The sequence below is a fragment of the Streptomyces sp. NPDC047917 genome (assembly GCF_043204345.1).
Lineage (GTDB): Bacteria > Actinomycetota > Actinomycetes > Streptomycetales > Streptomycetaceae > Streptomyces > Streptomyces sanglieri.
Window position 1 is genome coordinate 181,596 of the sequence record NZ_JBIDCA010000003.1, and the last position, 13,997, is coordinate 195,592.

Genomic DNA, 13,997 nt, shown 5'->3' on the forward strand with positions numbered 1-13,997 from the left:
ACGGACCGTCAGGCGTCCGTGAGGACGACGGAACGGGTCAGGTGGCGCGGGCTGTCCGGGTCCAGGCCGCGGGCGACGGCGCGGGCGATCGCCAGCCGCTGCACGCGCACCAGGTCGGCCAGCGGGTCCAGGTCGCTGTCCACCCAGCGGGCGCCGGTCGCCAGCACCTGCTCCGCGAGCCCCTCGGGGGCGGTGCCGAACATCCAGGTCGCGGTGCCGGCGGTGGCGATGCTGATCGGGCCGTGGCGGTACTCCATCGCGGGGTACGACTCGGTCCAGGACAGCGACGCCTCCTTCATCTTCAGCGCCGCCTCGTTGGCGAGCCCCGCCGTCCAGCCGCGGCCGAGGAAGGAGAACTGGGTGCACTCCACCAGGCCCTCGGGCAGCGGCTCGGCCAGTGCGGTCTCCGCGTCGCGCACCGCTTCCTCGGTGTGCAGACCGAGGTGGGCACGGAGCAGGGTGAACGCGGTGGTGGCGAACCGGGTCTGCACGACGGACTGCTCGTCGGCGAACTCCAGGACGACGACGTCGTCGGCCGCCGTCATGACCGGAGTGTTCGGGTCGGCGGTGATGGCGACGGTACGGGTGACACCCCGGAGCCGTTCGAGCAGCTCCAGCACCTCGGTCGTGGTCCCCGAACGGGTGAGGGCGACGACCCGGTCGTAACCGCGGCCGAAGGGGAACTCCGAGGCGGCGAAGGCGTCGGACTCGCCCTGACCGGACCCCTCACGGAGCGCGGCGTACGCCTGGGCCATGTAGAACGAGGTGCCGCAGCCGACGACCGCGATGCGCTCGCCGGTGGCGGGCAGCGCGGCCGACTGCGTCTCGGCCAGCTCGGCGGCGCGACGCCAGCACTCCGGCTGACTGGCTGTCTCGATCTCGACAAATGACACTTTTGCACTCCGTACTCGTAGTGAGATGCTCGTTTACGCAAGATATACGTGCTCTACGAGCATTATCAAGCATCCTGCGTGCAGGAGGCTTGACTGGGCGGTGCCTTGTGCGACGCTTGCGCGTGTCCGGTGACCGTACCCAAGGGGATGGGTGCCCGAAGCCCGGGCTCGTAAGGAGAGTTGCCTTGTCCAGGGATGCCCGGTGGAACGCGCTGCTGGAACTCGTCGGTAAGAACGGCCGGGTGGACGTCGAGGACGCCGCCACGGCGCTGGACGTCTCGGCCGCGACCATCCGCCGCGACCTGGACCAGCTCGCCGAGCAGCAGCTGCTCACCCGTACCCGCGGCGGCGCGGTGGCGCACGGAGTCAGCTACGAACTGGCCCTGCGCTACAAGACCGGCCGCCACGCCCCGGAGAAGCAGGCCATCGGCCGCGCGGTCTCCGAGCTGGTGGCGGTGGGCGAGGTGGTGGGACTGACCGGCGGTACGACGCTGACCGAGGTGGCCCGTTCGCTGGCGGTGCGCTCCGACGTCGTCGGTGAGGGTGCGACCGGGATGGGCGGGCAGCCGACCCTGACCGTGGTCACCAATGCCCTCAACATCGCCAACGAGCTGGTGATCCGCCCGCAGATCAAGATCGTGGTGACCGGCGGAGTGGCCAGGCCCCAGTCGTACGAGCTGACGGGCCCGCTGGCCAGCGGGGTGCTGGGCGAGATCACGCTCGACGTCGCCGTGCTGGGTGTCAACGCGATCGACACCGAGCGCGGTGCCTACGTCCACCACGAGGGCGAGGCCAGTATCAACCGCCTGCTCGCCCAGCAGGCCCAGCGCGTGGTCGTGGCCGCCGACTCCTCGAAGATCGGCAAGCGGGCCTTCGCCCGGGTCTGCGACCTGGCTCAGGTCGACTTCCTGGTCACCGACGAGGGGATCACCCCCGAGGCGACCGCCCGTTTCACCGAGGCCGGGGTCACGGTCATCGCGGTGTGAGCGCCGGCCGCCCGACGGCGGGGAGTCGTCCCGGACGCGGGGCGGCACCCCGCCGTTTTCGCTGTGCGTGCCGCTTCTTTGCTTGTACCGAGGCAGTTCGATGTCGAATGATGCTCACTAGGTCCACGAAACGAGCAACTCTTGCCACGTGCGTGCGCTGTCGTGAACTATGTGTGTGTCGCCGTGCAGGAGCACCGGCCGCACCCCCCATCCCCGTACGAACCGCCCGCACCACCAGTACAGCCAGAGAAGGGACCCCCGTGTCAGACCTGCGACTCGGCGTCATCGGGCTCGGCCTGCGCCGTTCCATCGCGACCTCCGCCCACCACCCCGGACAGGGTTCGGCGATCACCGCCGTCTGCGACCTCGACCCCGAGGTCCGGCGGCGCGAGGCCGAACGGTTCGGTGCCGATGTCGCGGTCGAGGACTACAAGCAGCTCCTCGGCCGGGACGACCTCGACGCGATCGTGGTCGCCACTCCCGACGACACCCACGAGACCATCGCCATCGACGCGCTGCGGGCCGGCAAGGCGGTCTTCGTCGAGAAGCCGCTCGGGATCACCGTCGAGAGCTGCGACAACATCCTGCGCGCCGCGTACGAGACCGGGACCCGGCTGTACGTCGGGCACAACATGCGCCACATGGGCGTCGTACGGCTGATGCGCGACATCATCGCCCGCGGCGACATCGGTGAGCCCAAGGCCGTGTGGGTGCGGCACTTCGTCGGGTACGGCGGTGACTACTACTTCAAGGACTGGCACGCCGACCGGTCCCGCACCACCGGTCTGCTGCTCCAGAAGGCCGCGCACGACATCGACGTACTGCACTGGCTGGCCGGTGGCTACACCCGCCGCGTCAACGCGCTCGGCGACCTCCTCGTCTACGGCGACCTGCCCCGCCGGGAGGCGGACACCCCGCGCCCGGCGAACTGGCTGCGGGAGTTCGACTGGCCGCCGACGGCCCGCAAGGACCTGCACCACATCGTGGACGTCGAGGACGTCTCGGTGATGAACATGCAGCTCGACAACGGCGTCGTGGCCGCCTACCAGCAGTGCCACTTCACCCCCGACTACTGGCGGAACTACACCGTCATCGGTACCGAGGGCCGCCTGGAGAACTTCGGTGACGGGCCCGGCGACGAGGTCAAGGTCTGGAACACCGGGCCCAGCGGATACCGCGCCGAGGCGGACATCACCTACCGGGTGCCGGAGGCCGACGGTACCCACGGCGGCGGGGACGGCCGGATCATGGAGGAGTTCTGCCGGTTCGTGCGCGACGGGGGCGTCACCGACACCTCGCCGGTCGCCGCCCGGATGAGCGTCGCCGCCGGTGTGCTCGCGACCCGGTCCCTGCGCGAGGGCGGTGCGCCGTTCGAGGTGCCGGCCCTCGATCCCGAGCTGGTCGCCTACTTCGAGGGCGGCCAGGTCCGGTAGCGCGCACGAGCGGCGCGACCGGATCGCAGCTGCGGAGACCTTCGGGGACGGTGCCTTCCGGCGCCGTCCCCGAAGGTCTCCGTACGACTGTTTTCGGTCATGCTCGGTGGGTAATCGGCTCATTCCGGTTTGGCGGCCGCCCGGTGGGCGTTCGGTCAGATGTGTGACGCGGCCGGGTGAATCGGGTGGGATTGCGAGAAAGGTGACGGGTGGGGGTGGGCTGTGCCGGTCTCGCAGGGTCACCGGGGATGCGTCATCGTCGGGTCATGGGGGCGATTTCAAGCCAACGAGATCCCGTGATGGCCGGGTTCGAACGCGTGGCCGGATTCCGGTCGGCATAATCGCGTCCATGTCGATCACGGGTGGAGACGTCGTTGACCTGGGGCGGGGCCTTTACGCATGGCTCCCGCCGAAACGGGGCTGGGGGCTGGCCAACTGCGGTCTGCTCGTCTCGCCCCGCGGTGCGCTGTGGATCGACACCCCGTACGACGCCGTGCTGGCCGGTCAGTTCCTGGCCGAGTCCACGAAGCGGCTGCCGGACGGCGTCCAGGTCGACCGGGTGATCGTCACCCATGCCAACGGGGACCACTTCTGGGGCGCGGGCGTACTCCCGGACGCGGAGATCATCGCGACCCGCGAGGCCCGCGAGCACATCCACTACGAACCCACCCCCAAGCAGCAGCACGCCCTGGTCGCCTCGGGCGATCCGGCCACCCCGCTCGGCAGCTACCTCGCGCGCCACTTCGGCCCCTTCGACTGGTCGCGGACCGAGCCGGTGATGCCGACCACCTACTTCACGGGCGAGCTCGAACTGACCCTGGGGGAGTACCCGGTCCAGATCTCCGCGCTGCCGTCCGCGCACACCACCGGCGACCTGATGGTCCATCTGCCCGCCCAGGGCGCCGTGTTCACGGGGGACATCATCTTCTCCTCCACCCCGGAGCAGCCGGGTGACCACCCGGTGCACTGGGCGGGCCCGCTGAGCAACCTGATCTCGGCCTGCGAACGGGTACTGGGCACCGGCGCCGAGACCGTCGTCCCGGGGCACGGCCCGCTCCTCGACCGGGCCGGGGTGCGCGAACACATCGTGTACCTGGAGTACGTGCGCGAGCGCGCCCACGCCTTCCACGCGGCCGGGATCCCCGCCGTCGAGGCGGCCCGCCGGGTCATCGGCGAGGGCCGCTACCCGGAACTGGGGCTTCCGGAGCGGCTGGTGGTGACCATCGGCAGCGAGTACCGGCAGCTCGACGGCTCCGAACTGCCGGGCGTGCTCCAGGTGATGACCGAGGTCGCCGTGGTCGCTCAGGAACTGGAACAGCCGGACGGGCCGGGCGGTCCCGCGGGGCACCAGGGCCTGTCCGGATGAGCCGGCCGGACCCGCGGAACTCCTGCCACCGATTCGGCCGGAAGACCGGTCCGACAACAGAAACGCGGTGACGGCATGGGCTGGATAGTGGCGGTGATCGCCGCCGCCGCTGCCGTGGCGGCAGCGGTCCGCGCACAGAACTCGGCGCGCGCCGAACGCATTGCCGCGGCCCGCGCCGAGCTGGCCGAACGGCAGGCGAAGGCCGCCGAGGCCCGGACCGCGGCCCTCACCGACGAGATCCGCCAGCTGGCCCGCGAGCGGATACCCGCCGCCGCGCTCGCCCTCTCCCATCCCACCGCCAAGGTCCCCGGACTGCGGGAGGCGGCCGAGGTCGACGGCGGCTCCGCGCGGCTGCTCACCGAGGCGGTGCAGGCCGCCCGCACCGCCGTCGTCGAGGAGCGGGGCCGGGTCGACGCGGCCGCCCGCGCGGCGATGCGCGGCACCTCCGCCAAGATCCAGTCCCTGCTCAACCAGTCCCAGCAGCTGCTGCACGAGCTCCAGCACGAGTACGACGACCCGCGCATCCTGCAACTGGACTTCCGCAACGAACTGGCGCTGCGACGCACCCAGGCCACCGCGGTGCTCTGCGACGCCTGGCCCGGCCTCGCCCGCCAGAACTCACCGCTCGTCGAGATCGTGCTCGGCGCCCAGTCCCGCGTCGCCGGCTACGAACGCATCAAGGTCGCCAACCACCTGCGCGACGAACGGCTGGCCCTCGTCGCCCGCGCCGCCGAACCCCTCGCCATCGCCCTGGCCGAAGTCCTGGCCAACGCCACCGCCTACTCGCACCCCGACACCGATGTCCAGGTCACCCTCCAGCAGAGCGGCGGCCGGGGCGCGTTCCTGGTGGTCGACGACGCGGGCATCGGCATGGACGGCGACGCGCTCCACCGTGCACGGGCGCTGCTCGCGGGCCCGCCCGAGGTCCTGCTGACCGAGCTGGGCGATCCCCCGCAGACCGGCTTCGCCGTCGTCGGACGACTGGTGCTGCAGTACGGCTTCAACTGTCACATCGAGGAATCGCCGTTCGGCGGCATGCGTACGATCCTGCGCGTCCCCGCCCATCTGCTGACCGTGCTGGAGGACGACCGCAGCCTCTCCGCCCTCGCCCCGAAACCGGTGCGGACGCAGGCCACGCCCGCCGCCCCCGCCCCGACCGAGCAGGAGACCGCCCCCGTGCCGCAACCCGCCGGCGGCGAGGCACCCGCGCTGCCCAGCCGACGCCGACGCGCACCACGCCCGGCCCCGGCCCGCGCCGCCTCCGCCCCGGACCTCGAACAGGTGCCCCGTACACCCGAGCAGGCCGGGGCTTCCTGGGCGGCACTCCAGCAGGGCACCCTCAACGGCAGGAGCGTCGCCGGACCGCCGCCCGCGCCCGCACCGGACGACCACGACCACCCGGACGACCGGGACGACCAAGGAGACGACCAGACGTGAGCGCCCCCACTTCCACCACTGGCGACCTCGCATGGGTGCTGACCCCGCTGCTGGAGCTGCCCGGAGTCCAGCACGCCGTGGTCGCCACCGGCGACGGCCTCGTCGAGGGCGCCTCGCCCGGCCTGGACCGGGCCTCCGGCGAACGGGTCGCCGCCATGACCGCCACCCTGCACGCCGCGGCACGCGCGTTCACCACGGCCTTCACCGACGTCGAGGCGCCGCGCCTGGCCCAGACCGTCGTCGAGTCGGACCAGGGCTTCGCCATCGTCGTACCGGCCGGGAACAACACCACGCTCGCCCTGTTCGCGGAACCCGGGGCCAAGCTCGGCGACATCGCGTACCAGATGCAGGTGCAGGTCACCGCCCTGACCCGGGCGATGAACGCACCTGCCCGCCGGCCGGACACCGACGCCCGGCCATGACCTCCGGCCCGGGTCGCCGTCTGATACCCCCCTACCTGGTCACCGGCGGCCGGACCCGGCCCGCCGGTCCCGCACTCGACCGGCTCGACATCCTCGTGCGCGCCGACACCGAGCTGCCCCAGGACACCGGCTCGGAACAGCGCAGACTCTGCGAGCTGCTCGAACCGGGGGCGCTCACCGTCGTCGAATGCGCGGCCCACCTGGACCTGCCGGTCAGCGCCACCGTCTTCCTGGCCACGGACCTCGCGGCCGCCGGACATCTGCACACCCGACCGCCCGTCCCCAGCGCCGGGGAGATCGACCGGTCGCTCGTCGAGAGGCTGCTCGTTGGACTCCGCTCCCTCCACTGAACGCACCGGCGTCGGCTATCTGCCGCCCGCCGCCCGGACCCTGATGAAGATCGTCGTCACGGGTCCGTTCGGTGTCGGCAAGACCACCCTGATCCGTACGCTGTCGGAGATCGCCACGCTCCACACCGAAGAGGCGATGACCCAGTCCAGCACCCGGTTCGACGACACCGCCGGACTGCCGGACAAGACCACGACCACCGTCGCCGTCGACTTCGGCCGGCTCACCGTCCTGGACGACCTGGTGCTCTACATGTTCGGCACCCCCGGCCAGCAGCGGTTCCTGCCGCTCTGGGAGGACATCGCGCGCGGGGCGCTCGGCGCACTCGTACTGGTCGACACCCGCAGGCTGGCCGACTCCTTCGCGGTCATGGACATGGTCGAGGAGCAGGGCCTGCCGTACGCGATCGCGGTCAACCGTTTCCCCGACGCCCCCGCCCACACCGACGAGGTCCTGCGCAAACACCTCGACCTCGCCCCCGAGACGCCGCTGGTGCAGTGCGACGCCCGCGAACGCCGCGGCAGCATCGACGCGCTGATCGCACTGGCCGAACACGTACTGACCCGGATGCCCCGGCCCGAGGACCCGTCATGACGCCGTACGTACAACCGCCGGAACCCCTCGCCCTGTACGGTCCGGAATTCGCCGCCGACCCGCACGACCACTACCGGCGGCTGCGCGAACACGGCCCCCTCGCGCCCGTCCGGATCGCCCCCGGCATCGACGCCCTGCTGGTCACCGACTACCAGGCCGCCGTCGATCTGCTCCGCGACACCCACACCTTCACCAAGGACCCGCGCGCCTGGCAGGCCACCGTCCCCGAGGACTCGCCGATCCTGCCCGTGCTCGGCCACCGGCCCACCGCGCTCTTCAGCGACGGCGACGTGCACGCCCGCTACCGCGACGCCATCAACGACAGCCTCGCCCTGATCGAACCGCACGTCCTGCGTGCCGAGGTCACCCGGGTCGCGGGGCGCCTGATCGGCGAATTCGCCGCCGACGGCAACGCCGATCTCATCGCCCAGTACGCCCGGCGGCTCCCGCTGCACGTCTTCGTCACCTGGTTCGGCGTGCAGCCGGGCGACGGCGAACGCATCGTCAACGGCATCGCCGGCATGTTCAACTCCGCCGAGAACGCCACCACCGCGTACGCCGACCTCGTCGACGTCGTCACCGAACTGGTCGCCGCCCGGCGCGTCCGGCCACGCCGCGACCTCACCTCGTACCTTCTCGGCCATCCGGCCGGTCTCGACAACGATGAGACTGTGCGTCAGATCACCCTGATCATGAGCGCGGGTCACGATCCGACGACCAATCTGATCGGCAACGCGCTGCTGCACATGCTCACCGACGCCCGCTACGCCGGTTCGCTGCACGGCGGCGCGATGACGGCCCACGAGGCGATCGACGAGGTCCTCTGGCAGGACCCGCCGCTGGCCAATCTCGCGGCCCACTACCCGCGGCACGACACGGAGTTCCACGGCGTGCGGCTGCGCGCGGGACAACTCCTCCTGGTCTCCTACGCCGCGGCCAACACCCGCTCGGCGCCCGGCCCTTCGGACTCCGCGGTACGCTCCGGGGCCAGCGCCCACCTCGCCTGGTCCGCCGGTCCGCACCGGTGCCCGGCGAAGCAGCCGGCGCTGCTCATCGCCATGACCGCGATCGAGCAGCTCACCAGCCAGCTGTGCGATGCGGAACTGGCTGTTCCGGCCGATGGGCTGAAGTGGCGTCCGGGCCCCTTCCACCGCGCGCTGATCCGGCTTCCGGTACGGTTCACCCCCGTCGACATGAGCGCGGAGGCCCACCGGCACAGGACCGCCGGGGAAGCGGCGGACGGGCCGCCGGCGGTGTCGATCGGCCCTTGAACCGTGTCGGTGGTACGCCGAACGGGTGAGTGGCGAGAGAATTGCCCGATGAACAGCGAGCGCAGCCGGCGCAACGCCGACCGAAGCACAGACGGGGTGGTCCGGTGAGCAGGTACGACAGGTACGACGTCACGGACGAGCAGTGGGAGGGGCTTGCCCAGGTCGTACCTCTGCGCAGCCGCAACGAGTGGCCGTCCAGAGTGGACCACCGCACGGTCGAGGAGGCCGAAGCGGCCGAGCAACGACGGCTCGTCGTGCTGCGGGTGCAGGTCTTCGCGGACGCACGGGAGGTGGCCGAATATCTGGTCGCGCAGATTCCGGTGCTGCTCGATCTGACCAGCGCCGAGACGGATGTGGCCAAACGCATCCTGGACTTCACCAGCGGGGTGGTCTTCGGCCTCGGCAGCGGAATGCACCGGGTCGACCGGAACGTCTTCCTGCTGTCCCCGGTCGGCATGGAGGTCGAGGGAGTCACGGCGGCGGGCCTTCCGGGTTCGTAGGAGGGCCGCGGGGCGGGCGCTGGCGGGGGCGGGCGAGGTGCTCGACGTACTCCGATCGTAGGAAGGTCGTTCAGGCGGAACGGTTCGCCTGAAGGCGGCCCGCATACCGTCCGCCCATGACTGCACTCCGCCCCGAGGCCTTCCCGACGCCGTCCGCCGCCCCGACCGTGCCCGGCGGCACGTCCCTCGCCGCACGCACGCCGGTCCGCTCCGCCGGACCCGTCGTCACCGAGCTGCGGCTGTCCGCCTTCGCCTCGCACCGGGGCGCCGCCTTCCCCATCGGACCCGTCACGCTCTTCGGCGGGCCCGGCGGCAGCGGCAAATCGAGCGCGTTACGGGCGTACGAGGCCCTGGCGCGGCTGGGCGGCGGCGACCCGCTGGACGAGGTGTTCCCGGATCCGGCGGCCTGTGTGCCGGAGGGGGCCGCGGCCGATGCGCAGGGCCGCCGCGGCTTCCGGATCGGCTGTACGGCGGACGGTCCGGCCGGACCGGTGCGGCTGGACGTCGCCATCCAGGCGGAGCCCACCCTGCGCATCGTCGGCGAACGGCTCACCGGCAGCGGCGAGACCCTGCTCACCACCGCGTTGCGCGACCCGGGGCGCGCCACCGTCCAGGCGGCCTGGCACACGGCGGGCGCGGTCCCCGTGACACGGGCACCGCTGCCGGACGACCGGCTGGGCACGGCCCTGCTGCCGCTGCGGGTCGCGGGCCGGACCGAGGGGCAGTTACGGGTCCTGGCCGCCGCCGAGCAGATGGTGGTGGCCCTGCGGTCGGTCTTCGCGTGCGAACCGCAGCCGCAGTGGATGCGGGCCCCCGCGCATGTCGGTGACGACAGGCTGCGACGCGGCTGCGACAACCTCGCCGCGGTGCTGGAGCGTACCCGCGCGCAGTGCGTCCAGCGCCATGCCCGGCTCGTCGCCGCGGCGCACGCCGGGTGCGCGGGGACGGTTGACTCGCTGGGCGTCGAACGGCTCGGGGGCGGATCGCTGCGGGCGATGCTCGGGCGGGGCGGGGGGCGGGCCACCCCGATCGAGCGGCTCGGGGACGGCGAACTGCGCTATCTCGCCCTCGCCCTGGTGATGCTCACCGGTCCGGAGGCGGTGGCGGTGGACGCCGCGGGGGAGGTGCCGTCGGCCATGCAGACCCTCGCTGTGCTGGCCGACGGACTCGACCGGGACCTGGACGGCGGGCAGATGCGCGAACTGCTCGCCCTGGCCGTGTCGGTCGGGGCGACCGGGCACCTCCGGCTGATCGGGACCGTCACGGAGCCGAACGCCGAACGGGCCCGGGAGACTCCCGGGGTGACGGTGGTAGACCTGGAGCCGTGACAGAACTCGATGTACAGACCCTGCAGCGACGGCTGGCCGCGTTCGCGGCCGCACGTGACTGGGAGCAGTACCACACCCCGAAGAACCTGGCGGCGGCGCTGAGCGTCGAGGCGTCCGAACTGGTCGAGATCTTCCAGTGGTTGACGCCGGAGCAGTCGGCGCGCGTGATGGAGCGGCCCGAGACGGCGCACCGGGTCGCGGACGAGGTCGCGGATGTCCTCGCGTATCTGCTCCAGTTCTGCGAGGTACTGGGCATCGACGCGCTCTCCGCGCTGTCGGAGAAGATCGAGCGGAACGAGTCCCGATTCCCCGTGCCGGAGGGCCAGGAGTCCACGGAAACGGGTGACCGTCACTCTTCGGAGTGATCAACTTGTCCACAATCGATTTTGTGTCCACAGATTTCCGAATTCCCCTGGCTTTTCGGTACCGGTGACCTCACTGTGGGTAATGGATGAGGTGAGCGGCTTTTCGTACGGACGGGGGAACGCATGGAAGCGGAACGGCTTGTGGGAGTCAGCCGGCGTGCTCTGGCGCAGAGCAGGGGTACGCCGGACATCATCGCGGAGGCATGGCAGGCCCAGGCGCTGGCCCAGGCGATCGGCAGCCGCCTGGCGGCCGACGGGCCCAAGGAGTTACGGGGAGAGGCGCGTGGGCTGAGCGAGATCGGCGGGCGGAGCAGCGGTTCGCTGGACCATCCGGCGGCGCGGGCCGGGGTGGCGCGGGCCGCGCAGCTCTCGGGGCTGGCCGACCCCCGGGCGACGCTGACCGGGCTGGTCGCACTGCTCGGCGAGGTGGGGATGGCGCTGGTCGGGGTCGCCTGCGAGACCGATGAGCAAGGGCTCTACTGGCAGTGCATGGAGGCGATCGACGCGGCCGACGAGTCGATGGACCGGGTGCACGGAATGCTTCGTCGCCTCGATGAGCACGAAAGGGAGCGGCAGCAGGATCTGGAGCGCGGCCGGGGACGGGACGGCCCGTACGGCGTGCACGGGGCGACCGGCTCGTACGGCGCGGCCGGCGATGGCGGCGGGGTCGGCGGGACGGCGGGTACGACCGCGGCCGGCCGGGGTCGCGCAAGGCTCCGGGAGTGACGTGCGGCTTCGGGGACGGTGCCCGGGCGGGAGGGGGCGGATGACTGTACCGGAGTCCGGCGGTGGCGGCGCGGGGGAGACGGGAGGAGCGGAGCGACCGGCGGCCGGAGGTGCAGGATGGACGCATGGATCTTCGAATCTTCACCGAGCCCCAGCAAGGGGCCGACTACGACACCCTGCTCACCGTCGCCAAGGCGACCGAGGACCTCGGCTTCGACGCCTTCTACCGCTCCGACCACTACCTCCGCATGGGACCGGGGGACGGGCTGCCCGGTCCGACCGACGCCTGGATCACCCTGGCCGGGCTGGCGCGTGAGACCAAGCGGATCCGGCTCGGCACGCTGATGACCGCGGGGACCTTCCGGCTCCCCGGTGTGCTCGCCATCCAGGTCGCACAGGTCGACCGGATGTCCGGCGGGCGCGTCGAACTGGGTCTTGGCGCGGGCTGGTTCGAGGAGGAGCACAAGGCCTACGGCATTCCGTTCCCCAAGGAGAAGTTCGGCAGGCTGGAGGAGCAGCTGGAGATCATCACCGGGCTCTGGGCGACCGAGGTGGGCAAGACGTTCGATTTCGACGGCACCTACTACCAGCTCACGGATTCGCCCGCGCTGCCCAAGCCGGCGCAGGCCAAGGTGCCGGTGCTGATCGGTGGCCACGGCGCGACGCGTACACCGCGACTGGCCGCCCGCTATGCGGACGAGTTCAACATCCCCTTCGCGTCGCTGGAGGACAGCGAGAAGCAGTTCGGCCGGGTCAGGGACGCGGCAACGGCGGCCGGCCGCGCACCGGACGACCTGGTGTACTCCAACGCCCTGGTGGTCTGCGTCGGCAGAAACGACGCCGAGGTGGCACGCCGCGCCTCCGTCATCGGGCGCGAGGTGGCGGAGCTGAAGGCGAACGGGCTCGCGGGCTCGCCCGCCGAGGTGGTCGACAAGATCGGCAGGTACGGCGCGATCGGCTCGTCCCGGATCTACCTCCAGGTGCTGGACCTCGACGACCTGGACCATCTGGAGCTGATCTCCGAGCAGGTCCTGTCCCAGCTCGGCTGAGGCGCCGGGACCGAGGACAGCGCGAGGATCAGGACAGACGGACCGGCAGACGGACCGGCAGACGGACCGGCAGTCGGACGAGCAGTCGGACAGACGGACAGACGGACCGACAGGCCGGCGTACCGAGAGACAGACGGACCGACAGGCTGGCGCACCGAGAGATAGACGGACCGACGGAGGGAGTCACCTGTGCACCCTGCCCACCGGGCTGAGGGCCCACCGCCCCGACGCCCGCCCGTCGGTACGCCGGGGGTTGCGCCTGTCGGTACGCCGGCCGGTACGCCCGGTGGCGCACTCGGCGGCCCGCCCGTCCGTACGCTCGGGCAGGCTCTCGCGGCGGGGCCGGTCGTGCTGGACGGGGGACTGTCGAACCAACTGGAGGCGCAGGGCTGCGATCTGTCCGACGCCCTGTGGTCGGCCCGGCTGCTGACCGACGGGCCCGGACAGATCGAGGCGGCGCACACCGCCTATGTGCGTGCGGGTGCACAGGTGCTCATCACCTCCGGCTACCAGGCGACCTTCGAGGGGTTCGCGCGGCGGGGGATCGGACGGGCGGAGGCGGCCGAGCTGTTCGCCCGCAGTGTCCGGCTGGCGCGAAGGGCGGCCGGTGCGGTGGAGCGGGACGTCTGGGTCGCCGCCTCGGTCGGCCCGTACGGGGCGATGCTGGCGGACGGCAGCGAGTACCGGGGCCGGTACGGGCTCACCGGCCGGGAACTGGAGCGCTTCCACCGGCCCCGGATCGAGGCGCTGGCCGCCGCCGGGCCCGATGTGCTGGCGCTGGAGACGGTGCCGGACACCGACGAGGCCGAGGCCTTGCTGCGGGCGGTCGAGGGGTGCGGGCTGCCGGTCTGGCTCTCGTACAGCGTGGCGGGTGACCGTACCCGGGCGGGCCAGCCGCTGGAGACGGCCTTCGGGCTGGTCCGGGGGCACGACGAGGTGGTGGCCGTGGGGGTGAACTGCTGCGATCCGGTGGATGCCGGCCGGGCGGTGCGGGTGGCCGCCGAGGTGACCGGGAAGCCGGTCGTCGTCTACCCGAACAGCGGCGAGCGGTGGGACGCGGGCGGCCGTGGATGGGTCGGTGCCCCCACGTTCGAGCCGGGCAGGGCAAGAGCCTGGCAGGGCGCCGGGGCCCGGCTGATCGGCGGCTGCTGCCGGGTCGGTCCGGACACCGTCGCGGAACTGGCCGGGCTGTTCGGCGCGACGGCGGGCGGCGGGCCCATGTAGGGCGCGACGGGCGTGCCAGCGCGTCGCGGCGTTTGTCGGGACGATGGCCCGAACA

At 71.9% G+C, this 13,997-nt stretch carries 15 protein-coding genes; 14 read left to right on the top strand and 1 reads right to left on the bottom strand.

The features are described from left to right. Positions 1–8: 8 nt before the first annotated feature. A complete protein-coding gene (locus ACGF8B_RS07770) occupies positions 9–893 on the bottom strand; it encodes an SIS domain-containing protein (protein WP_266489904.1) in 885 nt (294 codons plus the stop codon). Between the two features lie 185 nt (positions 894–1,078). On the opposite strand from ACGF8B_RS07770, the gene ACGF8B_RS07775 reads away from it, so the two are divergent. The 14 genes from ACGF8B_RS07775 (at position 1,079) to mmuM (ending at position 13,942) form a co-directional block, all read left to right on the top strand. Next, positions 1,079–1,879 (top strand): DeoR/GlpR family DNA-binding transcription regulator, encoded by an 801-nt coding sequence (locus tag ACGF8B_RS07775; protein ID WP_124721081.1) that lies wholly within the window; start codon positions 1,079–1,081, stop codon positions 1,877–1,879. Between the two features lie 260 nt (positions 1,880–2,139). Continuing rightward, positions 2,140–3,312, top strand: coding sequence for a Gfo/Idh/MocA family protein (locus ACGF8B_RS07780; RefSeq protein WP_392735741.1), 1,173 nt, complete (start codon positions 2,140–2,142; stop codon positions 3,310–3,312). 349 nt (positions 3,313–3,661) lie between these two features. Continuing rightward, entirely contained in the window at positions 3,662–4,678 is a 1,017-nt protein-coding gene (locus ACGF8B_RS07785; RefSeq protein WP_392735743.1) for an MBL fold metallo-hydrolase, read from the top strand. 75 nt (positions 4,679–4,753) lie between these two features. Then, positions 4,754–6,115, top strand: coding sequence for an ATP-binding protein (locus ACGF8B_RS07790; RefSeq protein ID WP_392735744.1), 1,362 nt, complete (start codon positions 4,754–4,756; stop codon positions 6,113–6,115). Continuing rightward, positions 6,112–6,537 carry a roadblock/LC7 domain-containing protein gene (locus ACGF8B_RS07795; protein ID WP_392735745.1) on the top strand — a complete coding sequence of 142 codons (426 nt, stop codon included), beginning with the start codon at positions 6,112–6,114 and terminating at the stop codon, positions 6,535–6,537. Before ACGF8B_RS07790 ends, ACGF8B_RS07795 begins: the two co-directional genes overlap by 4 nt. Then, complete coding sequence (locus ACGF8B_RS07800) at positions 6,534–6,887, top strand: DUF742 domain-containing protein (protein ID WP_259933687.1); 354 nt, start codon at positions 6,534–6,536, stop codon at positions 6,885–6,887. The genes ACGF8B_RS07795 and ACGF8B_RS07800 overlap by 4 nt, the downstream gene beginning before the upstream one ends. After that, on the top strand, positions 6,865–7,479 hold the full coding sequence (locus tag ACGF8B_RS07805; protein ID WP_342279300.1) for an ATP/GTP-binding protein: 615 nt from the start codon (positions 6,865–6,867) through the stop codon (positions 7,477–7,479). Before ACGF8B_RS07800 ends, ACGF8B_RS07805 begins: the two co-directional genes overlap by 23 nt. Next, positions 7,476–8,750, top strand: a complete 1,275-nt coding sequence (locus tag ACGF8B_RS07810) for a cytochrome P450 (protein WP_392735748.1) — start codon at positions 7,476–7,478, stop codon at positions 8,748–8,750. Before ACGF8B_RS07805 ends, ACGF8B_RS07810 begins: the two co-directional genes overlap by 4 nt. A gap of 104 nt (positions 8,751–8,854) precedes the next feature. Further along, on the top strand, positions 8,855–9,250 hold the full coding sequence (locus ACGF8B_RS07815; protein ID WP_266621820.1) for a cell division protein SepF: 396 nt from the start codon (positions 8,855–8,857) through the stop codon (positions 9,248–9,250). A gap of 116 nt (positions 9,251–9,366) precedes the next feature. Next, positions 9,367–10,578: an ATP-binding protein gene (locus ACGF8B_RS07820; RefSeq protein ID WP_392735750.1), complete on the top strand. Its 1,212-nt coding sequence runs from the start codon at positions 9,367–9,369 to the stop codon at positions 10,576–10,578. After that, positions 10,575–10,943, top strand: coding sequence for a nucleotide pyrophosphohydrolase (locus tag ACGF8B_RS07825; RefSeq protein ID WP_342279303.1), 369 nt, complete (start codon positions 10,575–10,577; stop codon positions 10,941–10,943). The genes ACGF8B_RS07820 and ACGF8B_RS07825 overlap by 4 nt, the downstream gene beginning before the upstream one ends. Positions 10,944–11,066: 123 nt before the next feature. Then, positions 11,067–11,669, top strand: coding sequence for a DUF6099 family protein (locus tag ACGF8B_RS07830; protein ID WP_392735752.1), 603 nt, complete (start codon positions 11,067–11,069; stop codon positions 11,667–11,669). Between the two features lie 125 nt (positions 11,670–11,794). Beyond that, complete coding sequence (locus ACGF8B_RS07835; protein WP_392735754.1) at positions 11,795–12,718, top strand: LLM class F420-dependent oxidoreductase; 924 nt, start codon at positions 11,795–11,797, stop codon at positions 12,716–12,718. Between the two features lie 189 nt (positions 12,719–12,907). Continuing rightward, positions 12,908–13,942 carry a homocysteine S-methyltransferase gene (gene mmuM, locus ACGF8B_RS07840; protein WP_392735755.1) on the top strand — a complete coding sequence of 345 codons (1,035 nt, stop codon included), beginning with the start codon at positions 12,908–12,910 and terminating at the stop codon, positions 13,940–13,942. Positions 13,943–13,997 lie beyond the last annotated feature (55 nt).